This window comes from Pseudonocardia wallangbongensis (genome assembly GCF_054486945.1).
In genome coordinates, this window is sequence record NZ_JBRERS010000001.1 from 570,926 (window position 1) to 591,974 (window position 21,049).

General features: G+C 72.2%; 20 protein-coding genes and 1 pseudogene. 13 read left to right on the forward strand and 8 right to left on the reverse strand.

What is annotated here, in order from left to right; genetic code table 11:
• The first annotated feature begins 52 nt into the window (after window positions 1-52).
• A complete protein-coding gene (locus ACU436_RS02795) occupies window positions 53-1,225 on the forward strand; it encodes a serine hydrolase domain-containing protein (RefSeq protein ID WP_459021258.1) in 1,173 nt (390 codons plus the stop codon).
• Here ACU436_RS02795 and ACU436_RS02800 read toward each other — a convergent pair.
• Entirely contained in the window at window positions 1,210-2,631 is a 1,422-nt protein-coding gene (locus ACU436_RS02800) for a sodium:solute symporter family protein (protein ID WP_459021260.1), read from the reverse strand. The genes ACU436_RS02795 and ACU436_RS02800 overlap by 16 nt on opposite strands.
• The gene (locus ACU436_RS02805) at window positions 2,628-3,857 is read right to left on the reverse strand and encodes a metal-dependent hydrolase family protein (protein ID WP_459021262.1); all 1,230 of its coding nucleotides are present in this window, start codon (window positions 3,855-3,857) and stop codon (window positions 2,628-2,630) included. The genes ACU436_RS02800 and ACU436_RS02805 overlap by 4 nt, the downstream gene beginning before the upstream one ends.
• A gap of 123 nt (window positions 3,858-3,980) precedes the next feature.
• Here ACU436_RS02805 and ACU436_RS02810 point away from each other — a divergent pair, with 123 nt between their 5' ends.
• The gene (locus ACU436_RS02810) at window positions 3,981-4,952 is read left to right on the forward strand and encodes an Lrp/AsnC family transcriptional regulator (RefSeq protein WP_459021264.1); all 972 of its coding nucleotides are present in this window, start codon (window positions 3,981-3,983) and stop codon (window positions 4,950-4,952) included.
• Here the strand turns inward: ACU436_RS02810 and ACU436_RS02815 are convergent.
• The 3 genes and pseudogenes from ACU436_RS02815 to ACU436_RS02825 all read right to left on the reverse strand — a co-directional run.
• On the reverse strand, window positions 4,949-5,161 hold the full coding sequence (locus ACU436_RS02815) for a hypothetical protein (protein WP_459021266.1): 213 nt from the start codon (window positions 5,159-5,161) through the stop codon (window positions 4,949-4,951). The genes ACU436_RS02810 and ACU436_RS02815 overlap by 4 nt on opposite strands.
• Before the next feature lie 42 nt (window positions 5,162-5,203).
• Window positions 5,204-5,638 carry an aminopeptidase P family N-terminal domain-containing protein gene (locus ACU436_RS02820; RefSeq protein ID WP_459022597.1) on the reverse strand — a complete coding sequence of 145 codons (435 nt, stop codon included), beginning with the start codon at window positions 5,636-5,638 and terminating at the stop codon, window positions 5,204-5,206.
• Between the two features lie 31 nt (window positions 5,639-5,669).
• Window positions 5,670-6,368 (reverse strand): annotated as a pseudogene (locus ACU436_RS02825) (amidohydrolase family protein); the annotation flags it as partial.
• A 91-nt stretch (window positions 6,369-6,459) separates the two neighbouring features.
• Between ACU436_RS02825 and ACU436_RS02830 the strand changes: the two are divergent.
• The 3 genes from ACU436_RS02830 to ACU436_RS02840 are packed head-to-tail and all read left to right on the forward strand — an operon-like array spanning window position 6,460 to window position 10,095.
• On the forward strand, window positions 6,460-7,893 hold the full coding sequence (locus ACU436_RS02830) for a GntP family permease (protein ID WP_459022599.1): 1,434 nt from the start codon (window positions 6,460-6,462) through the stop codon (window positions 7,891-7,893).
• A gap of 34 nt (window positions 7,894-7,927) precedes the next feature.
• Entirely contained in the window at window positions 7,928-9,157 is a 1,230-nt protein-coding gene (locus ACU436_RS02835; RefSeq protein ID WP_459021268.1) for a CaiB/BaiF CoA transferase family protein, read from the forward strand.
• Complete coding sequence (locus tag ACU436_RS02840) at window positions 9,154-10,095, forward strand: beta/alpha barrel domain-containing protein (RefSeq protein ID WP_459021270.1); 942 nt, start codon at window positions 9,154-9,156, stop codon at window positions 10,093-10,095. Before ACU436_RS02835 ends, ACU436_RS02840 begins: the two co-directional genes overlap by 4 nt.
• Here ACU436_RS02840 and ACU436_RS02845 read toward each other — a convergent pair.
• Window positions 10,061-10,846 carry an IclR family transcriptional regulator gene (locus ACU436_RS02845; protein ID WP_459021272.1) on the reverse strand — a complete coding sequence of 262 codons (786 nt, stop codon included), beginning with the start codon at window positions 10,844-10,846 and terminating at the stop codon, window positions 10,061-10,063. The genes ACU436_RS02840 and ACU436_RS02845 overlap by 35 nt on opposite strands.
• A gap of 129 nt (window positions 10,847-10,975) precedes the next feature.
• Between ACU436_RS02845 and ACU436_RS02850 the strand changes: the two genes are divergently transcribed.
• Window positions 10,976-11,470 carry a hypothetical protein gene (locus ACU436_RS02850; protein WP_459021274.1) on the forward strand — a complete coding sequence of 165 codons (495 nt, stop codon included), beginning with the start codon at window positions 10,976-10,978 and terminating at the stop codon, window positions 11,468-11,470.
• Between the two features lies 1 nt (window position 11,471).
• Here the strand turns inward: ACU436_RS02850 and ACU436_RS02855 are convergent, their stop codons facing one another.
• Window positions 11,472-11,987, reverse strand: coding sequence for a CGNR zinc finger domain-containing protein (locus ACU436_RS02855; protein WP_459021276.1), 516 nt, complete (start codon window positions 11,985-11,987; stop codon window positions 11,472-11,474).
• A gap of 99 nt (window positions 11,988-12,086) precedes the next feature.
• On the opposite strand from ACU436_RS02855, the gene ACU436_RS02860 reads away from it, so the two are divergent.
• From ACU436_RS02860 to ACU436_RS02890, 7 genes are all read left to right on the forward strand, one after another.
• Complete coding sequence (locus ACU436_RS02860) at window positions 12,087-12,989, forward strand: alpha/beta fold hydrolase (RefSeq protein WP_459021278.1); 903 nt, start codon at window positions 12,087-12,089, stop codon at window positions 12,987-12,989.
• A gap of 10 nt (window positions 12,990-12,999) precedes the next feature.
• Entirely contained in the window at window positions 13,000-13,728 is a 729-nt protein-coding gene (locus tag ACU436_RS02865) for an SDR family oxidoreductase (protein ID WP_459021279.1), read from the forward strand.
• Between the two features lie 13 nt (window positions 13,729-13,741).
• Window positions 13,742-14,602, forward strand: a complete 861-nt coding sequence (locus tag ACU436_RS02870) for a DUF427 domain-containing protein (protein ID WP_459021281.1) — start codon at window positions 13,742-13,744, stop codon at window positions 14,600-14,602.
• A gap of 11 nt (window positions 14,603-14,613) precedes the next feature.
• Window positions 14,614-16,278, forward strand: coding sequence for an MOSC domain-containing protein (locus ACU436_RS02875; RefSeq protein WP_459021283.1), 1,665 nt, complete (start codon window positions 14,614-14,616; stop codon window positions 16,276-16,278).
• Window positions 16,279-16,294: 16 nt separating this feature from the next.
• The gene (locus ACU436_RS02880) at window positions 16,295-16,729 is read left to right on the forward strand and encodes a VOC family protein (RefSeq protein WP_459021285.1); all 435 of its coding nucleotides are present in this window, start codon (window positions 16,295-16,297) and stop codon (window positions 16,727-16,729) included.
• A gap of 64 nt (window positions 16,730-16,793) precedes the next feature.
• On the forward strand, window positions 16,794-17,249 hold the full coding sequence (locus ACU436_RS02885; RefSeq protein WP_459021287.1) for a Rieske (2Fe-2S) protein: 456 nt from the start codon (window positions 16,794-16,796) through the stop codon (window positions 17,247-17,249).
• A 61-nt stretch (window positions 17,250-17,310) separates the two neighbouring features.
• A complete protein-coding gene (locus ACU436_RS02890; RefSeq protein WP_459021289.1) occupies window positions 17,311-19,293 on the forward strand; it encodes a DUF222 domain-containing protein in 1,983 nt (660 codons plus the stop codon).
• 9 nt (window positions 19,294-19,302) lie between these two features.
• On the opposite strand, the gene ACU436_RS02895 is transcribed toward ACU436_RS02890, so the two are convergent.
• Entirely contained in the window at window positions 19,303-21,018 is a 1,716-nt protein-coding gene (locus tag ACU436_RS02895) for a BCCT family transporter (protein WP_459021291.1), read from the reverse strand.
• Window positions 21,019-21,049 lie beyond the last annotated feature (31 nt).

The following is a 21,049-nucleotide window of genomic DNA, read 5'->3' on the forward strand; positions in this document are numbered from 1 at the left end:
TCGGTCACGGCCCGGGGCGCCTAGAGTGACTCGCGTCACTTTGGAGGTCAGGATGGGATCGTCCATCGACGGAAGCGCGATCGACAGGGTCCTGCAGGACGCCGTGGATGCGGGTGCCGTTCCGCATGTGGCCGCGATCGCCGCGGACCGCGACGGGGTCGTCTACGAAGGTGGGGCGGGGCTGCGGGTCGTCGGCGAGAGCAGCGACCGGGTCACGACCTCGACCCAGTTCCGGATCATGTCGATGACCAAGATGGTGTGCACCGCCGCTGCCCTGCAGCAGATCGAGCGCGGTGACCTCGAGATGGAGGCGCCGGTCGACGCCTACCTCCCGGAGTTCGCCGACGTCCAGGTCCTGGAGGGGTTCGACGGCGACCGGCCGAAGCTCCGCCCCGCGGGCGGCCGGGCCACGGTGCGGCAGCTGATCACCCACACGGCGGGCCTGGGCTACTGGTTCTGGAACGCCGACCTGGTCAGGTACCAGGACGTCACCGGCCTCCCGAACGTGGTCGTGGGTTCGGCCGACGCGTTCAGGGCCCCGATGGTGGCCGACCCGGGCGCGCGGTTCGAGTACGGGATCAACATCGACTGGCTGGGCAAGGTCGTCGAGGCCGTCGCGGGGCAGACCCTGGACGTCGTGATCAAGGACGGGATCACCGGGCCGCTCGGCATGGACGACACGATGTTCCGCCTGGACGCGGCCCGCCTGGAGAACTGCGTGACGTTGCACCTCAAGGGTGCGGACGGGTCATGGGCATCGGCCGGGGAGCTGCTCAACCAGAACCCCGACTGGTGGGCGGGCGGGCACGGGCTCTACTCGACCCCGCGGGACTACATCCGGTTCGAGCAGGCCCTCCTCCGCGGCGGTGAGCTCGACGGCGTGCGCATCCTCGCGGGCGACACGGTCGACGCGGTCTTCTCCAACCAGATCGGCGACCTCGACTTCCCGGCCGAGATCCCGACCGCGGACCCGCCGACCACCGACGCGCTGCGGGTCGGTCCGGGGTGGAAGTGGGGCTACGGCCTGCTGCTGAACACCCAGGACGTCCCCGGGCGCCGCAAGGCCTTCACGGGGGCGTGGGCGGGGCTGCTCAACACGCATTTCTTCGTCGACCGCACCGCCGGTGTCTGCGCCTCGATCTACACCAACTCGCTGCCGTTCATCACCGAGGACGCCTGGAAGCTGTACGGGGACTTCGAGAGCGCGCTCTACGCATCGCGCTGAGCCGCCGGCGAGCTGCGCGGTGCCCGGTCGGGTCGTGGCGGCGTCGCGAGGCTGACGGCGACGAGCGCGACGAGCGCGAGCGGCAGGGAGACGAGCACGCTGTTCCAGCCGAACGGCTTGTCGAGGACGAACTCCCAGCCGACGGTGGCCACGATGCCGGTGACGATGGAGGCGATGCTGCCCGCTGCGGTGGCGCGCTTCCAGAGGAACACGGCGAGCAGTGACGGGGTGACGACAGCGCCGTACATCGTGTACGAGAAGACCTGGATCTCGAGCACGCTCGGGAAGAACTCACCGATCGCGTAGGCGAACGCGCCGAGCCCGACGATGGCGAGGCGGGTGAGCAGCAGCTCCCGCCGGGCGTCGGGCTCGCGCCGCGACAGCGAGCGGTGGATGTCGTGCACGAGGTTGCCCGCAGCGGAGAGCAGGTAGGAGTTGCCGGTGGTGATGATGAACGCGGTGCCGGCCATGAGCATCGTGGCGCCGAGCGCGACGGGCAGCGAGTCGGTGGCGAGCCGCAGGATGGCGGTGTCCGGCGCGATACCGGGCAGCAGCACCGTGGCGCAGGAGGCGAGCACGATCACCGCCCCGTAGAACAGCACGTCACCGGCGAGGAACCCGAGGGTGGACTTCTTCGCGATGTCCGGGGTCTGCGCCGCGGTGAAGCGCTGGTACATGTTCTGGTCGCCGAGGATCAGCAGCAGGGTGGGCAGGATGTAGCCGACCACCTGGATCGGGGTGAGCCCGCCGCTCCAGGTCATGTGGTCCGGCGGCAGGCTCTCGGCGAGCCCGCCGAAGCCGCCCACCGCGACGAGCACGAAGATGAAGCCGCCGACGAGCGCGATCGTGATCAGCAGGGCGCTGATCGCATCCGTGTAGGCCACGGAGAGCAGCCCACCGCTGAACGCGAGGAACACGATCACGGCGAGCCCGACGAGCTTGGCGATCTCCTCGGGGAAGCCGGTGGTGAGGTGCAGGATGTAACCGAGCCCGCGGACCTGCTCGGACATGATCCCGGTGTAGGCCAGCAGGATCGCCACCGCGGTCACCAGCCGCACGGCGGGGCCGTAGCGGGTCTCCATGATCTCGGGCACCGTGTACTTCCCGTACTGGCGCACCCGCTTGGCCAGGAAGAAGTACATGATGAGGATGCCGGTCGGCGCACCGAGGCTGTAGAAGATGCTCGCCAGCGGGCCGTACGTGTAGGAGAAGCTCGCCCGGCCGATGATCGTGCCGGCGCCGGTCCAGGTGGCCAGCAACGTGCCGGTGAGGACGAGGCGGCCGAGGCGCTGCCCGGCGAGCATGAAGTCGTGGTTGTTGCGGACCTTCCGGGCCGCCCACGCCCCCACTCCGATCATGACGATCACGTAGGCGCCGATGGCGCCGAGGATGACCCCGTGGTTCACGCGCGCTCCGACCGCATGACGACCTCGCCCGCCTGCACGACCGTGCGCACGTTCGCCGGGTCGGCGAGCATCTCGATGTCCTGGAGCGGATCGCCGGCGAGGACGACGAGGTCGGCGCATGCTCCCGGCGCGAGGGTGCCGATCTCCCCCACCATGCCGACGAGCTCGGCGGCGGTGCTGGTGGCGGAGCGGATGACGTCGATGGGCTCCTGGACCTCGGCGCGGATGCGGAACTCCTCGTTCTGCCGGGGCTGCATCGCGCCGAGCAGGTCGGTGCCGTACGCGATCCGCACCCCGGCCCGCGCCGCGCGCTCCAGCGCGCCGAGGCCACCGGTCATGACCTCGTCGATCTTCTCCCAGCTCTCCCGGGGCAGCCCGTGCTCGCGGCCCTCCTGCTTCAGGGCGGCGTAGGTGACCAGCGTCGGGACGAGGAACGCCGCCCGCTCGAGGAGGAGCTCGATGGTGCGCCCGTCGAGCAGGTTTCCGTGCTCTACGCAGCGCACGCCCGCCTCGAGCGCCCGGTTGATGGCGCGAGCCGGGTAGGCGTGCACGGTGACGTACCGCTCGGCCGCTTCGGCCTCCTCGACGGCGGCGCGCAGCTCCTCCATCGAGTACTGGGTCGAGGTGATCCGGTCCCCGAGCGAGGACACACCCCCGGAGGCGTGCACCTTGATGTGGTGGGCGCCGCGGCGCAGCTCGTTGCGCGCGGCCCGGCGGACCTCGTCCACCCCGTCCGCGACCTGGCCGGTGCCGGCGCAGCACGGGTGGTTGTCGATCACGTTGACCTCGACGGCCCGCTTGTCGCCGTGCCCGCCGGTCTGGCTCAGCGACTTGCCACCGAAGATCAGCCGCGGCCCGCGGACCAAGCCGTGCGCCTGCGCGCGGGCGAGGCCGTAGTCCGCCCCACCGGTGTCGCGGACCGTGGTGAACCCGCGGTCCAGCATCGCGCTCATGTTCCGGACCGCGCCGGCGGTGACGTAGCTGGGCGGCAGGCCGGCCACCTGGGTGAGGTTGCCGCTCACCGCGTTCACGTGCACGTGGCAGTCGACGAGCCCGGGCAGCACGTGGGCGCCGCGGACGTCCAGCACCGGCACGTCGGGCGGGGCGTCGAGCCGGTCATCCACCTCGACGACCTTGCCGTCGAGGCAGCGCAGGTCGGCCGGGCGGTAGTCACCGGCGTCGACGTCGAGCACGTGGGCGTTGCGGATCAGCAGCGACGAGGTCAACCGCGCGTCCCTCCTTTGGGATGATACGACCAGGGAGTAGATATCGATGGCGTGAATCTGTCAATCCTGGCCGTTCTGCAAGCTTGATCCGCCGCATCACGGCCTCGTGCTAGAAACACGCACGTGACCGAGACACTCGAGGTGGGCGACCTCGACCTGGTCGCGGCGCTGCAGATCGCGCCGCGCGCAGGCGTGCGCGTGCTCGCCGACGTGCTCGGGGTGTCCACCGGGACGATCAGCCGCCGGATGGGCAGGCTGCGCGAGCAGCACGCCATGCGCGTGGTCGGGCAGGTGCCGTGGTGGATCGCCGGGGACGCCACCCCCCACCACATCTGGATCTCCACGCTCCCCGGGCGCACCGGTCCGGTCGCCGAGGCCGTGGCCGAGCTCGACGAGGCGCAGTTCGTCGCGGCGACCACCGGCCGTGCCGACGTGTACGGCATCCTGCACCCGTCCCGCCGGGTCGACGCCACGGCGCTGCTCATCTCGACGCTGCCCTCGATCCCCGGCGTCGAACGCACCCATTCCGAGGTCGGGCTGCGCAGGTACCGGTCCGGGTCGAGCTGGCGGCTGATCCGGCTCGGCGCCGACCAGGAGGACGCGCTCGGCGAGCACCGCCACGGCCCCCCACCTGCCGGTCCGAGCCGGCTCACGGCCGAGGAGGGCGGGATCGCCCGGGTGCTCCAGCGCAACGGCCGGGCCAGCACCGCGGAGATCGCCCGCGAGCTGGGGATGAGCGCGTCCACCGCCTACCGGCTCACCCAGTCGCTCCTGGACCGGGGGCTCGTCCAACCCCGGGTGGAGATCGAACCGGCGGTGCTCGGCCACCCGCTCGAGGCCGTCATCTCCCTGGCCACCTCGGCGGGGTCCATGGAGGAGATCGCCACCGCGCTCAGCGCGCACCCGTCCGCGCGGTACGTCACGACCGTCGCCGGCACCTCATCCGTGATCCACCACGGCCTCTTCCGCCACGAGGACGATCTCGCCGACTTCCTGACCCGCGACCTCGGCCGGCATTCCGGGGTCACGCGGTTCGAGATCTCGGTCGTCCTGCGTGTCCTCATGCGGTACTGGACGCCCCGCGGCCGGAGCTAGACCGGGACCGTCTCGGTGACGGCGACGCGGCCGCCGTCACCGAACAGCACCTCCACCGCGACCACGACCACCGCACCCGCGGGCAGCGGCTCGCCCGGGTCGGCGTAGTCACCACCGGTGGACAGATCCGCCTGGTGCACCACCGCCGCCGACCCGACCGCACCGGCCGGCAACCCGCCCAACACCCGCTCGGCCGCCGCGACCGGCACCGACGCCGCAACCCCTGCGGGTCGCTCTTGACCATCCGCGCGTCATCCAGCAACCCGGTCGCCGACACCACCTCCACGCCCGGCGCGCCCGCCGCGACCGCGTCCGCCAAGGCCCGGGGCAGCAACTCCCGCAGCGCGATCCCGATACGAGACGGCGCCAGGATCACGCAACCGCTCGGTCAACACCGCCCCGCCCAGGTCGAGCCGGGCCACGTCGGTCACGCACCCCCGGGCCGCGATCATCCCCAGGTCCGCCGGCCGCGTGGACAACGCCACCGGCTCCCCGGCCGCCGGCAGCAACACCAGCGCGGCGCTGCCGTTGACGCGGGCATCGGACAGGTAGCGGATGTTCTCCCGCCGCCAACCCGGCCCGTACGCGAGCAGCACGTCCAGGCCCTGCTCGGCCATCGCCGCCCGCACCCGCGAGTACCGCAGCCCCTGCTCGGCGGAATCCGCCAGATCCGAATGGTCCGTCATACAGCCGTCCTCGGCTCAGGTCGAGAACTGCCTCGACGTTGGTGGATCGGATCTTGTGGTGCTGCTCCTCGCTCAACCCGGCCTCGTCGAGGACGTCGACGGCGGCCTTCGGGCTCCAGCAGGGGTGGTCGGTGCCGTAGATGACGTTGTCGGGCCCGTAGAACTCGAGTGCCGTCCGCACGGTCAGTGCCTGCGGCGTGACGGTGTCGACGAAGATCCGCTTGAGGTACTCGCTCGGCGCCAGCGCGAGCTTCTCCTGCCTCGCGTTCTTGTCGATCCGCCCGGCCTGGTAGGGCAGCAGGCCCCCGCCGTGCGTCTGGATGATCTTCAGCTCGGGGTACCGGTCCAGCACGCCGGAGAAGACCAGCCGCAGGACCGTGACGCTGGAGTCGAGCAGGCGCCCGATCGTGCGCTGGAGCGCGAAGCCGTAGTCCGCCAGCATCGCGCCGAAGACGAGGTCCGTGGGGTGGATGATCAAGGGCACCCCGAGCTCCGCGACGCGTGCGTAGAACGGCTCGAGGCGGGCGACGTCGATCGGCCCGTCCGCGGTGATCGGCGGCAGGTTCACCGCGCGCAGGTCCAGGTCCCGCACGGCGTGGTCGAGGACGGTCAGGGCCTGCTCGGTGTCCTTCAGCGGCACGGCGGCGGTCACGCCCGCCGCGGCCCGGGGAGCCGGTGCGACGCGGGCCACGTGCGCACGAGCTTGCCCACATGGTGGATCCATGCTCATATTGTGAGCGGCCTGGTCGGGCGGCGGCACCTGCCCGACATCGACACCTCGCTCCGCTCGATGCCGAGCGCCCACAGAGGGGAACGTGCCGTTGTCCGACACCGTGGTTCTGATCAACACCGGGGTCGCCGTGCTCGCGGTGGTCCTGCTGATCGTCCGGTTCAAGCTCAACCCCGTCGTCGCGCTCGTGCTGGGCTCGGCATACCTGGGACTCAGTACGGGCCTGGGCGTCGAGGGCACCGTCGAGTCGATCACCACCGGATTCGGCGACATCATGGCCGAGGTCGGGCTCCTGATCGCCTTCGGCGTCCTGACCGGCGCGATCCTGAAGGAGGTCGGCGCGATCGAGCGCCTGGTCGCGACGCTCCTGCGGGTGTTCGGGCCCAAGCGGATGCCCTACGCACTGTCGGTCACGATCGCGACGACGCTGCAGTCGATCTACCTCGACGTGCTGCTCGTGATCTCCGCCCCGCTCGCGCGCAACCTCGCCCCGAGGATCGGCAACCTGGGCCTCGCCCGCATGGCGACGGCCCTCGCGATCGGGCTGGAGTGCGGGATCGTGCTGATGGTCCCCGGCGTCGGCACGCTGGCGCTGGCCGGCCTGCTCGGCGTCCCGCTGGGCAAGATGCTTTTCTTCGGCCTGGTCCTCGTGGTGCCCACCGTGATCATCGCGGTCGCGATCATGTCCTTCCTGTTCCGGAAGGGGTGGTGGGACCCGGCGAAGGACGAGGGTCGCATCGACCAGCCGGCCGCCGAGGACAGCGTCGAGCCCGCCGGGAGCTCCCGCGCCCAGGTGACCCCGGCGGAGCAGCCGGACGGCGCGGTGGCCGTCGACGTCATCTCGGATCCCGTCGTCCCGGATCCCGCCACCGAGCGCCGGCACGTGGCACTGATCGTGCTCTTCGCGCCGCTCCTCGGGGCGCTCCTGCTCATCGGCATCGGCGCGATCACCGAGATCGCCGAGTTCCAGAACCCCGTCGTGGACTTCGTGTCGGAGCCGGTGTTCGCGCTGCTCCTGGGCATGGTCGGTACCAGCCTCGTCGGGCGGTACGCGGCGGGTCGCAAGCGGATCGAGCAGGCCATCGCGGCCGGGTTCCGCGAGAGCGGCCAGATCCTCATCCTCACGGCCGTGGGCGGGTCGCTCGCCGCCACGATCGAGAAGGCGGGGCTGGGCGACATCCTCGGCCAGTACTTCACCGCGCAGACCGCGGCGCCGCTGCTGATGGTGTGGGTGATCGCCGCCGCGCTGCACGTGGCCGTCGGCTCGGTGACGATCTCGGCGATCACCGCGGCCGGCATCCTCGCCCCGGTGGCACCCGCGATCGGCCTCGACCCCGTGCTCATCGCGCTCGCCGCGGGCGCCGGGTCGCTGTTCGCGGTGCACGTCACGAGCAACACGTTCTGGCTGCTCCAGTCGCTGATGGGCCAGACGACCCGTGGCACGCTCAAGACGTGCTCGACGGGCGTGTCGGTCGCGTCGGTGGTCGCGATCCTGCTCATCCTGCCGTTGAGCCTGGTCGTCTGACGCCTGGTCGTCCGACGCAGCGAGAGAGGACGCAATGGACGAGACGCCGATCCTGCCCCTGCGGGGTGTGCGGGTACTCGAGCTCGGCAACTACATCGCCGCACCGACGGCCGGGAGGTTGCTCGCGGACTTCGGCGCCGAGGTGATCAAGGTCGAGCGGCCGGGCACCGGGGACGAGCTGCGCAACTGGCGGCTGCACGGGGGAACGACGTCGCTGCTCTACCGCACGGTGAACCGCGGGAAGAAGTCCGTCACGCTGGATCTGCGCACGCCGGAGGGCCGCGCGGTCGTGCTCGACCTCGCGCGCCGGTGCGACGTCCTGCTGGAGAACTTCCGCCCCGGGACGCTCGAGAAGTGGGGCCTGGGCCCCGGCGAGCTGGACGCGGCCAACCCCGAGCTGGTGATCGTGCGGATCTCGGCCTTCGGGCAGACCGGCCCCCTGGCCGGGCGACCCGGGTTCGCCGCGGTGGCCGAGGCGGTCGGCGGGATGCGGGAGCTCGTCGGCGAACCGGACCGGCCGCCGTCGCGCGTCGGCGTCTCGATCGGCGACTCGATCGCCGGCCTCTACGCCGCGTTCGGCGCCATGATGGGCCTGTTCCGGCGCGGCTCGACGAACGGGACGGCGACCCCGCTCACCGAGCGGGTCGTCGACGTCGCGCTCAACGAGGCGGTCCTCTCCGTGATGGAGTCCCTCGTGCCCGACCACCTGGCGTACGGCGTGCAGCGCACCCGTACCGGCGGGCGCATGGAGGGGATCGCCCCGTCCAACTCCTACCCCTGCGCCGACGGCACGAGCGTGATCATCGCCGGCAACGGGGACGGGATCTTCCGACGCCTGGCGACCACGATCGGCCGCCCCGACCTCGCCGAGGACCCCGCGCTGGCCTCCAACGCCGGCCGCTGGGCCCAGCGCGACCTGCTCGACGAGGCGATCGGTGCCTGGACCGCCCGCCTCGACCGCCCGGCGGCGCTCGCCGTGCTCGACGCGGCCGGGGTGCCCGCCGGCCCCGTCTACACCGCGGCCGACATCGTCGCGGACGAGCAGTACCGGGCCCGCAACATGATCCAGTACCTGCCGGTCGACACCGGGGACGGGCAGCCCCGCGAGATCGGGTTCCCCGGGATCGTCCCGGTGATCGGCGACGCGTCGCTGCCGGTGCGCAGCCTCGGCCCCGACCTCGGCGAGCACACCGCGGAGGTCCTCTCCGACCTGCTCGGGATGGACGAGGAGGAGATCGTGGCGGCTTCCGGAGCACGGCCGTGACCGGGGTGGAGCTCCGGGACGTGACCCTGCGGGACGGGCTGCAGCTCACCGGCAAGGTGCTGCCCACCGCCCGCAAGGTCGAGATCGCCCGCGAGCTGCTGCGCCTCGGCGTGCCGAGCCTGGAGATCGGCTCGATGGCGCGGCCCGACCTCGTGCCGCCGATGGCCGGCACGCTCGACGTCGTCGCCGCGCTGACCCCCGAGGAGCTCGGCCGCTGCTGGATCTGGGTGGCCACGCCGCGGCACGTGGAACGGGCGGTCGCGGCGGGCGCCGTCAACGTCCAGTACTGCTTCTCCGCCACCGACGCGCACAACCGCGCCAACATCGGCCGTTCCACCGAGGCGAGCCTCGACGCGATGCCGGCGGCCGTCGAGCTGGTCCGCGCGGCGGGCGGGCGCATCCAGCTGTGCATCGCCACCGCGTTCACCTGCCCGTTCGACGGGCCGGTCCCGCCCGAACGGGTCCTCGCGATCGCGAACGACCCGCGGGCCGCGGGCGCCGAGGACGTCGTCGTCTGCGACACCCTCGGCCAGGCCGCCGCGGCCGAGGTCGCAGACCTGGTCGGACGCGTCCGGCGGGACAGCCCGCCCCGCCGGATCGTGTTCCACGGGCACGACACCTGGGGCCAGGGCGTGGCCAACAGCATCGCCGCGGTGGCCGCGGGGGCGCAGGTCGTCGACGGCTGCCTCGGCGGGCTGGGTGGCTGCCCCTTCGCCCCCGGCGCGAGCGGCAACACCGCCACGGAAGACCTCGTGTTCGGCATGCGGCCCGGGTGGCTCACGCCCGCCCGCCTGGCCGGGCTCGTCGGGCTGGGGGACGACCTGCTGGCCGAGCTCGGGGAGCCGAACCGGTCCAAGGCCGCGCAGGGCGCCCGGTCCCGGGCCACCGCTTTTCCGTGGACGATCAGCCGGGAGGGCGCCCGCCCAGCGTGCGGGTGAGCTTCTCGGCCTCCCCGACCAGCAGGTCGACCCACTCCTCGCAGCGGGACCGCGGCATCCGGATGGTCGGGCCGCTGAGCGCGAGCGCGCCGACGAGCTCGGTGGACGAGTCGAAGACCGGGGCGGACAGCCCGGAGGAGCCGTCCTCGCGCTCGGCCGTGGTGATCGCGTAGCCGTCCTTGCGCGTCTGCGCGACCAGCTCGCGCAGCAGGTCCGGGTCGGTGACGGTCGTATCGGTGATCGACTCCAATGGCTGGGACAGGATGCGCTCGGCGAGCTCGTCGTCCCACGCGAGCAGCACGCGCCCGGCCGATCCCGCGTGCAGCGGGAGGAGCTTGCCCACGTACATGTCGCGGCGCAGGGCATGGCGCGTCTCCGCCATGCCGACGCACACGCGGAAGCCCTGCTCCTCCCGGAAGAGGCAGGTCGTCTCCCCGGTGACGTCGCGCAGCTCGCGCAGGACCGGGCTCACGATCGTGAGCACGTCGACGCCCTTGACGGCCGGGGCCGCCCAGTACGCCATCCGCACGCCGATGCGGATCTGGTCGCCGGTGCGGTCGAGCAGACCCTGCGCCACCATGTTGGTGACCAGGCGCTGCACCGTGGACGTCGGGATGCCGGTTGCGTGCTGGATCTCGCCCAGCGTGAGCGACGGGTGCGCGAGTGAGAACGCGTCGAGGATCTCGGTGATCTTGCTCAGCACGAGCAGGGGCTTCTGGCTCGTCGAGGTGGGACCGTCGTCCGCCGGCATGTCTCGAATCTACTGGGAGCGACGGCCGCGGTTGCGGCGTAGCTCGATCATGCGCATTTCCCCACACGTTCGGACGGACCGCGGCGGAAGCGCGGCGCGGGCACGCGGCGCCGCTCGTACGGTCGGCGCATGCCATCGACCCGTGGCCTGCGGGTCTCGCTCACCCTCGAGCAGGACCAGGCCGGCGTCCTCGCCGTGCGCCTCTCGGTGGACGCGCCGGAGGGCCGGGTGGTGGAGGTCGAGCTGACCGGCGACGAGCTCGCGCTGCTGCTCGCGGGCGACACCGTCGTCGTGCCGGGTGAGGTGGGTGGCACCGAGCAGCCGGACGAGGAGCCGGACGAAGAACCGGAAGAGGCGGTGCTCGAGGAGGCTCTCGTGCAGGTGCCCGCGCCGGTGACGTTCAGCGCATCCCTCGACGAGCCGCCGCCCGACTCGGAACCGATCGCGCGAAGCACCGACGTCGCGCCGGGCCAAGTCGTGCTGGCCTACATCCGCGGGCGGTGGCGGGACGCCGTCGTGGTCCGGCGCGACATCGGCAGCCTGCTGGTGAGCTACACCAGGCAGGGCTCCTTCGGGCAGGTGCAGCAGCGGGTCGCGACCGATCGGGTCCGCCGGCGGATGTGAATCAGTCCGTGCGACGGGCGCGCTCGTAGTGCCGGCGCGCCTTGAGGCGGTTCCCGCACACCTTCATCGAGCACCACCGCGCGCTGTTGGGCTTGCTGCGGTCGAGCAGGAACAACCGGCACTCGTCGTTGGCACAGGGGCGCAGCCGGCCGGGCATCGTCTCCTGGACGTGCCCCCACGCCAGCAGCGCGCGGGCCGCCAGCCGCGCGTCGTTCGCGGCGCGGAGCGTCCACCTCAGCCCGCTGTTCCCGATCTCGGGCACGAGGTGCACGTCGTCGAGGAACGGCGCCAGCGCCTCCGGGGGCTCGGCGCCCCGGACGACCGTGTGGAGCCGGTCCCGGACGCGGCGCAGCCGGGCGATCTCGACGGGTGACCCGGTGCCGCCCCGGGCCCGCGCCCACTCCTGCGCCTCGCCGTCCGCCGCCAGCAGATCACGCTGTGCGCCGTCGACGACGGGGGTGCTGTTCAGCAGGTCGAGGAGCAGGGCCTCGTCCTCGCGTGCGACCAGATGGAGCATGCGTCAATACTAACCCCTTTGAAGCCGTTGACAAGTTAGTCCCGCGGGTGTGTCATGGCTCCAGTCGCTAACCAACAAAACAAGCAAGGGGAGTTAGAGATGGCCGAGGTCCACCACCGGACGGCAACCGTCGACGGGCAGCGGGTCTTCTACCGGGAGGCCGGCCCGGCCGGTGCGCCGGTCGTGCTGCTCCTGCACGGCTTCCCGACCAGCTCACGCATGTTCCGGCACCTGGTCCCCGCGCTCGCGGACCGGTACCACGTGATCGCGCCGGACCACATCGGCTTCGGGCAGTCGGCCACCCCGCCCGCGTCGGAGTTCGGCTACACCTTCGACGCCCTGACCGACGTCACCCAGGCCCTGCTCGACCAGCTCGGCATCGAGCGGTTCTCCCTGTACGTGCAGGACTACGGCGCGCCCATCGGCTGGCGCCTCGCGCTGCGCCGCCCCACCGCCGTCCAGGCGATCATCACGCAGAACGGGAACGCCTACGACGACGGCTTCGTCGACTCCTTCTGGGCGCCGCTGTGGGCCTACCACCGCGCGCCCGGCCCCGACACCGAGGAGCCGGTCCGCGGCGCGATCGGGCTCGACGCCATCCGCTGGCAGTACCTCACGGGGGTCGCCGAGCCGGACCTCGTCGACCCCGACACGTGGGCTCTCGACCACGCCGAGGTCAACCGGCCGGGCAACCCCGACATCCAGCTCGCCCTGTTCCGCGACTACGCCTCCAACCCCCCGCTCTACCCGACGGTGCACGAGTACTTCCGCTCCAGCCAGGTCCCGTTGCTGGCGATCTGGGGCAACGGCGACGAGATCTTCGGCCCGGCCGGCGCGACCGCCTTCGCCCGCGACCTCCCCGACGCCGAGATCCACCTGATCGACGGCGGTCACTTCCTCCTCGAGAGCGCGCTCGACACCGCCGTCGGTTACATCCGCGGCTTCCTCGGCCGCACCGTGTCGTCCGCGAACGCCGCCCCGGCCCGCGCCGCGGCCGCCTGAGGGGGACGACATGACCACATCGACCGCCCCCTTGAAGGGCCGGACCGTGCTCGTCATCGGCCGAGGCAGCGGCATCGCCCGTGCCGTCGCCATGACCACGCACGACGCCGGAGCGCACGTCATCGCCGCCGGCCGCACCCGCACCGCCCTCGACGCCGCTTACGCCGACGAGCCCGACATCACGACCGAGACCGTCGACGTCACCGACGACGCCTCGATCGCCGCGCTCGGCGAGCGGATCGGCAGCGTCGACCACATCGTCTCGACCGCGTCGGCGCGCGCCCGCGGCCGGCTGCAGGACCTCACGCGGGAGTCCGTCATGGCTTCGCTCGACACCAAGGTCATCGGGCCGCTCATGCTCGCCAAGATCCTCGGTCCGCGGATCGACCCAGGCGGTTCCCTCGTCCTGTTCTCCGGCGTCGCCGCGTTCAAGGTCACGGTCGGCACGATGGCCGTCGCCATCACCAACGGCGCGGCCGACACGCTCACCCGGTCCCTCGCCGTCGAGCTCGCGCCGATCCGCGTCAACGCGATCTCCCCCGGGACCATCGACACCGGCGCCTGGGACGCGCTGGGCGAGCAGGGCAAGGCCGAGCTGTTCGCGGCGCAGAGCGAGCGCAACCCCGCACGGCGGATCGGCACCGCGGGCGACGTCGCGGACGCGGTCCTGTTCGCGCTGACCAACACCTTCCTCACCGGCGCCACGCTGCCCGTCGACGGCGGCGAGGCACTCACCTGAAAGGACGCACGTCATGGGACTGTCCTGGCAACAAGGGCCCCTCGGTGCCGCACCGGTCGGACGCTTCCTCGTGCCCGACCCGCTGCCCGAGCGCCTCCTGTTCGCCGAGCCGTTGCGCCGGCGGATGCGGGTGCGCTTCGGCGGGGAGTGGATCGCCGACAGCGAGGACGTCGTGCTCCTCCACGAGCCCGGCCGTTACCCCGTCGCCTACTTCCCCCGCACGGCGGTCGCGCCCGGCGCGCTGCACCCGCTCGAGACGGTGACGACGCACCGGGACCTCGGGGCGACCTCGTGGTTCGCCGTCGAGGCCGGCGGCCAGAACGCGCGGCGCGGGGCGTGGCAGCACACCGCGCTCCCGCCGCACGCGAGCGAGCTGGAGGGCCGCGTCGCGTTCGCCTGGCGGGCGATGGACGCCTTCTACGAGGAGGACGAGCGCATCGTCGGGCACGCCGCCGACGCCTACCACCGCAACGACATCCGCAGCACCTCGCGGCACCTCGTCGTCCGGTCCGGCGACCGGGTCGTGGCCGACAGCACGAAGCCCCTCGTCCTGTTCGAGTCCGGCTTCGCACCCCGCTGGTACGTGCCCCGCGAGGACGTCGACGGAACCGCGCTGTCGCCGGTCGACGGGCAGACGTTCTGCCCCTACAAGGGCCTTGCCAGCTATTACGACGTCGAGGGTGCCCGGCGGGCCGCCTGGTCCTACACCGACGCGTGGCCCGAGGTCGCCCGCGTGCGCGACCACGTGTCGTTCGAGCCGGACAAGGTCACCGTCACGCTCGACGGGAGGATCCTGCAGCTCGAACCCGGCCAGCAGGTGACCCCGCACGGCATCGACCGGGGACTCGACACCGACGAGATCACGGCCGCCTGAGGGAGATCACGATGCCCACCCTGCTCTCGGTCAACGCGGGTATGCCCCGGGACATCGCCTGGAACGGCGTCACCGTCCACACCGGGGCGTGGAAGGACCCCGTCGACTGCCCTCGCGTGGTGCGGCGGCTCGGCGTCGAGGGCGACGGCCAGGGTGACACCGCCGGTCACGGCGGCCCGAACCGCGCCGTCCTCGTCTACCAGGTCGAGTCCTACGACTACTGGCGGCGGCACTTCGGGCGCGACGACATCGGTCCGGGCTCCTTCGCCGAGAACCTCACGGTCGACGGGCTGGGCGACACCGACGTCTGCATCGGCGACCGCTACCGGATCGGGCAGGCGGAGTTCGAGGTCAGCCAACCGCGCGTCACCTGCTTCCGGGCCGGGCTGCGGATCGGCGAACCCGAGCTCGCCGCCCTGCTGGTCGCCCACCACCGCCCCGGCTTCTACATGCGCGTCGTCACCGAGGGCGAGATCCGCGCCGGGGACGAGATCGTCAGGACCGCGGCCGGGCAGGAACGCGTCAGCGTCGCGGCCGTCGACGCCCTGCTGTACCTGCCCGACCCGGACGTCGACACGCTCCGCCGCGCCGTCCGCGTCCCCGCCCTCAGCCCCGGCTGGCAGGGCTCGTTGCGCGAACTGCTCGGCGAGACCGGACCGACGGACCCCGGCTGGGCCGGTTTCCGGCCCCTGCGCGTCAGCGAGGTCGTCCGCGAGACGGCGCAGGTCACGTCGTTCGTCCTCGGCTCACCCGACGGTGCCCGCCTCCCGGAGGCGCGGCCCGGCCAGTACCTCGCGGTCCGGCTGCCGGGTGACCTCGTGCGCAGCTACTCGCTGTCGTCGGCCCGGACGGACGGCGCGTACCGGATCAGCGTGAAGCGCGAACCCGGCGGTCGCGGCAGCGGATACCTCCACGACTCGGTGCGGCCGGGAACGACCGTCGAGACAGCGGCCCCGCGGGGGGACTTCGTCCTCGACGACGCGCCCGCACCCGTCGTCCTCGTCTCGGCCGGAATCGGCGTCACCCCGGTCCTGGCGATGCTGCACCGGCTGGCCGCCGACCGCAGCGACCGTCCGGTGTGGTGGCTCCACGCCGCGCGGCGGCCGGAGGAGCAGGCGTTCACGGCGGAGACCGAGAAGCTGCTCGCGGCCCTCCCCCATGTCCGGACCCGCACGTACTACAGCGCGAACGGGCGGCTCACGGCGGAGCGGCTCGCCGAGCTGGACCTGCCGCGGGACGCGGTGGCCTACGTCTGCGGCCCCGCGGGCTTCATGTCCGACGTCGCGGCGGGCCTGGCCGCGGCGGGGCTCGACGCCAACCGGATCCACACCGAGACCTTCGGCGCCCTCGCCGCGATCAACCCGGGCGTCGTCGAGCGGCCCGGAGGCACGCCCCGCGTCCCGCCGGGCCCGCCGGGCACCGGACCCGCCGTCACGTTCGCCCGCAGCGGCATCACCGCCGCGTTCGACGAGTCGAAGGCGAGCCTCCTCGAGTTCGCGGAGGCCTGCCGCATCCCCACGCGCTGGCAGTGCCGCACCGGCGTCTGCCAGACCTGCAAGACCCCGACCCTCACCGGCGAGGTCGACTACGCGCCCGCGCCGCTCACCGCCCCGCCGGCCGGCTCGGTGCTCGTCTGCTGCGCGCGGCCCCGCACCGACGTCGTGCTCGACATGTGACCCAGAGAGGCACGCCATGCTCTACCAGCTCGAAGTCGTCATCCTCCCGGTGACGGACGTCGACCGCTCGCTCGCCTTCTACACCGAGGAACTCGGCTTCACCCTCGACGTCGACTACCACCCCTCCGACGGCTTCCGCGTCGTTCAGCTGACGCCAGCGGGCTCGTCCTGCTCCATCCAGCTCGAGACCGCCTCCCCCGACCCGGCCGCCGGACGGACCCACTACCTCGTCGTGCCGGACGTCGAGGCCGCCCGCCGGGAACTGCGAGACCGCGGCGTCGAGGTCACCGACCTGCGGCACAAGTCGCCGAACGACGGGTGGGCGGGCGGCTGGGCGGCGGGCGCCGACCCGGAGCGCCGCGACCACGCCACCTTCGCCGATCTCGTTGATCCGGACGGGCACCGCTGGGTGCTGCAGGAACGCGGACACCGGCGACCGGCGGAGAGCTAGCGGTTCCGTTCGTGCAGCGGGCCCTCGGGACTACGGTCACGCCCGCCGGACTCGAGGAGGAACGATGCGCAACAGCGAACTCGACAAGCTCGACGGGCTCGTCGGCGTGTGGGCGACAAGGCTGTCCGATGCGTGGTTCCTCGAACCACCGGGCACCGAGGTGGCAGGGACGACCACGATCGAGTGGCTCGGGGAGTCGTTCCTCGTCGTGCGGACTGAGCTGGGCGTCGAGCAGCACTCCCAGATGCGCCTCGTCCTCGGGCGCAGCGACGCGAACGACCGCTTCGTCGCGCTCTACCACGACGAGCGGGGCGTCTGCCGCGAGTTCGGCATGACCTTCGACGACGGGCACTGGACCATGAGCCGCACCGACCCCGACTTCCACCAGCGCTTCGTCGCGGACGTCGAGGAGAACCGGATCAGCGGCCGCTGGGAGGCCTCCGACGACCGGGGCGAGTCCTGGCGCAAGGACCTCGACCTCACCTTCGAGCGGGAGGCCCGCGATCGGCCGTTCGAGTGATCTCGCGTGCGGCAGGTCCAGGGGCACGGGAAGTGTCGGTTGTCGAACGTAAGTTCGAATCGTGCCGGGAGTGGTGGAGCTGATCGACCGGGCGGTGGACCTACCGCCCGGCCCGCAGCTGTCCGCCCTCCTTGCGGCGGTGCCATGGTCGCGGGTACCGAACGCCCGGCTGGTCGAGGTCCTACAGGCCCGTAATCGTCAGCTCGCGCACGATCAGGCTGGTTTGCTGGCGGGGATGGTGGAGATCTCGTGCGCGGTGCCGGTCGCCGGCCTGCCCGACGAGGCGGTCGCCCGGGCCGGGGATGACTTCGAGTGGGCGTCCCACGAGATCGCCGCCGGCCTGACGTGGACGCCCACCGCGGCGGATCGGGAACTCGACTTCGCCCGGGTCCTGGTCCGCGGCCTGCCGCTGGTGTTCGCCGCCCTCGAACAGGGCCTGATCGACCGGGGTAAGGCGAAAGTCTTCTGTGATCACCTGGACCCGGCCCGTGGGGAGCTGACCCCGGCCCAGATCCGGCGGTTGTGTGAGCGGTTCGTACCGCTGGCGCCGGGGTGGACCGCCCGGCGGTTGGCGAAGCGGCTGCTGGCCGCGATTCAGGCGATCGACCCGGAGTTCCACCGGCGCCGTTACCGGCGAGGGCTACGCGGGCGTGGGGTGGCGTTGTACCTGAACCGCGACGGCACCGCGACCCTGTCCGGGGAGGGGTTGCCCCCGGATGAGGCGGCCGCGGCAGCCGCCCGGTTGGACCGCCTCGCCGAGGCGGCAAAACGCGCCGGGCATCCCGGCCGGTTGGCCCAGATCTCTGCCGACCTGTTCCTGGGCATGTTGGACGGGGCGTTCCACGGGTTGACCGAGGCGGAGATCCTGGCCCGGCTGCTGGACCGGCCCCGACCCGACGACAGCGACACCGACGACGAAGGCACAGACGCCGATACCGAAGACACCGGCAGCGAAGACACCGAGTCGACCGGCGCGGCCGCCGTCGAGACCAGTTCCGTCGAGGCCGGCCCCGGCGAAACCAGCGCCGATGCCGGTGTCGGCGAGCAGCCGACCGCCGGATCGGTGAGCCAGGAGGCCGCCGACGAGGGAGCCGCCCGTGAGGTAGCGGCCGGTGTGGATGCGACCGGCGGGGAAGCCGTCGGTGCGGCGTCACCCGGCACCGGCGAGGACCGTTGGTGCGGGGAGCGGGTCGGGATCCGGGAAGGCATCGAGGTACGGGTCGGGCTGGCCACCCTGCTGGGCCACGACCAACGACCCGCCGAAATCCCCGGCCTCGGCCCCATCGACGCCGAGCTTGCCCGCGCCACCGTCACCCGGCAACGCCGCGGCGCGCAGTGGCAGTTCGCCATCGTCGACGCCCAGGGGTACCTGCTGCTGGCCGGGCCCTTGCGCCGCCGACCACGTGGTGGTGACCCACCCCGAGAGCGGGTCCGAGGTGGAGTGGTGGAGCTGCACCTGACCGTGGCCGAACTGCAGCGTTTCGCCGCCGACCCCCAACTGACCGCCGACTGGGCCGGACTCATCGCCGAGATCGCCGACCAATGGGCCGACCGCCACCGCCTGTGGCGGGAGCTGGCCAACCATCCGCGAGCCCGGTTCGCCCGCGCCGCGCTGGGCCGGCATGTGCAGGTCCGCGACCGGACCTGCATCGGCCCCGGCTGCGAGCGTTCGGCACGTCGTTCGCAGCTGGATCACACCTGGGAGCACGCCTGGGGCGGCCACACCGTGGAGGTCAACCTCGGACCCACCTGCTGGCGACACCACCCCGACAAGGACCGCGGCTGGACGCTCAGCCAGCCCGAGCCCGGGAATTTCGTGTGGATCTCCCCGCTCGGCCGCATCTACCGCACCCGCGGGGAACCGATCCGACCCGGCCTACCCGAACCCGACCCACCAGCCGACGGGCACGACCCCCGCGATGACCCCGACCCCGACGTCGAGGACGGACACCTGGTCGATCCGCAGATCCTCTGGCGAGAAGGCCGCGACCCGGCACCGTCGCCACCACCCGCACCCGACGACGAGGAGGAACCACCGTTCTAGGCAGCGGCGTCACACCCGGGCCGCGGCCGGTGCCTCTTCTCCGATGTCGTCGTCCTCCGCCTCGACCGGCTTCGCCGCCTCCGTCGTGGGCGAGCACTTCACGTTGATGAAGAAGCGGTCGCCGTAGGTCTCCATGCCGTAGTCCACAGCCTGCTCCACGGCCTGGCGGGAGCGGTCGTTCCGGCGCGTCAGGGGGTCGTGGCGGAGGTCTTTCGTCAGCGCGACGCACAGCAGGACCATCACCAGCCCGAAGGGCACGGCCATGATGATCGTGATGTTCTGGATGCCGCTGAGCGCGTCGTCGCCGCCGACGAGCAGCATGACGGCGGCGATCGCGCCCATCACGACGCCCCAGAAGATCACGATCCCGCGGGACGGGTTCAGCGAGCCGCGCTGCGAGAGCGTCCCCATCACCACCGAGGCCGCGTCGGCGCCGGAGACGAAGAAGATCGAGACCAGGATCATCGCGACGACGCCCAGCGCGGCGCCGAGCGGGTACGCCTCGAGCACGCCGAAGAGCTGCCCCTCCGTCGACGCCGACGCGAGGTCGGTCCCCGCGCGCTGGATGCTGACGGCCGCCCCGCCGAAGATCGCGAACCAGATCAGGCTGACCGCGCTCGGCACGAGGATGACGCCGGACACGAACTGCTTGATCGTGCGGCCGCGGCTGATGCGGGCGATGAACATCCCGACGAACGGCGTCCAGGAGATCCACCAGGCCCAGTAGAAGACGGTCCACCCGGACAGCCAGGTCTCCGTGGCGTCGCCGCCCGAGGCGCCGGTGCGGGCGGCCATCTGGGCGAGGTTGCCGAAGTAGTCGCCGATCGCGGTGGGCAGGAGGTTGAGGATGAGGATCGTCGGCCCGGCGACGAACACGAACACCGCCAGCACCGCGGCCAGCACCATGTTGATGTTCGACAGCCACTGGATGCCCTTGGCGACGCCGCTCACCGCGGAGGCCACGAACGCGATGGTCAGCACGACGATCACGACCACGAGCAGTGCGGTGGGCACGCTGGCCAGGTAGCCGCCCGCCTGCAGCCCGCCGCCGATCTGCAGGGCGCCCAGGCCGAGCGACGCGGCCGAGCCGAACAGGGTCGCGAAGATCGCCATGACGTCGACGGCCCGGCCGAGCGGCCCTCCGAAGCGCCGCCCACCCAGCAGCGGCTCCAACGCCGAGCTGATCAGCGAGCGCCGTCCACGGCGGAACGTGCTGTAGGCGATGGCGAGCCCGACGACCGCGTAGATCGCCCAGGGATGCAGCGTCCAGTGGAACAGGGTGGTGGCCATCGCGACGTCGAACGCCTCGGCGGTGCCGGGGGCCACGGTCCCCGGTGGCGGGCTGGTGAAGTGGGCGAGCGGCTCGCTCACGCCGTAGAACATCAGCCCGATGCCCATCCCGGCGCTGAACATCATCGCGATCCAGGAGATCGTGCGGAACTCGGGCTCCTCGTCGTCGCGACCCAGCGGGATCCGCCCGTAGCGGCTCAACGCCAGCCAGAGGGCGAACACGACGAACCCGCTCGCCCCGAGGACGAAGGCCCAGCCCCCGCCCCGCACGACGCCGGCGAGCACGGCGGACGCGACGGCGCTGAGCGACGCCGTGTGCAGCACACCCCAGGCGATGAACGCCACGACCAGCACGGCCGCGGACCAGAACACCCATCGGTCCAGAGCTGCGCGTTCCGATGAGTCGGATGAGTCGGACGAAACCTCTACTGTCATGTCGCATCGGCCCCGGCCGGACAGGCCAGGG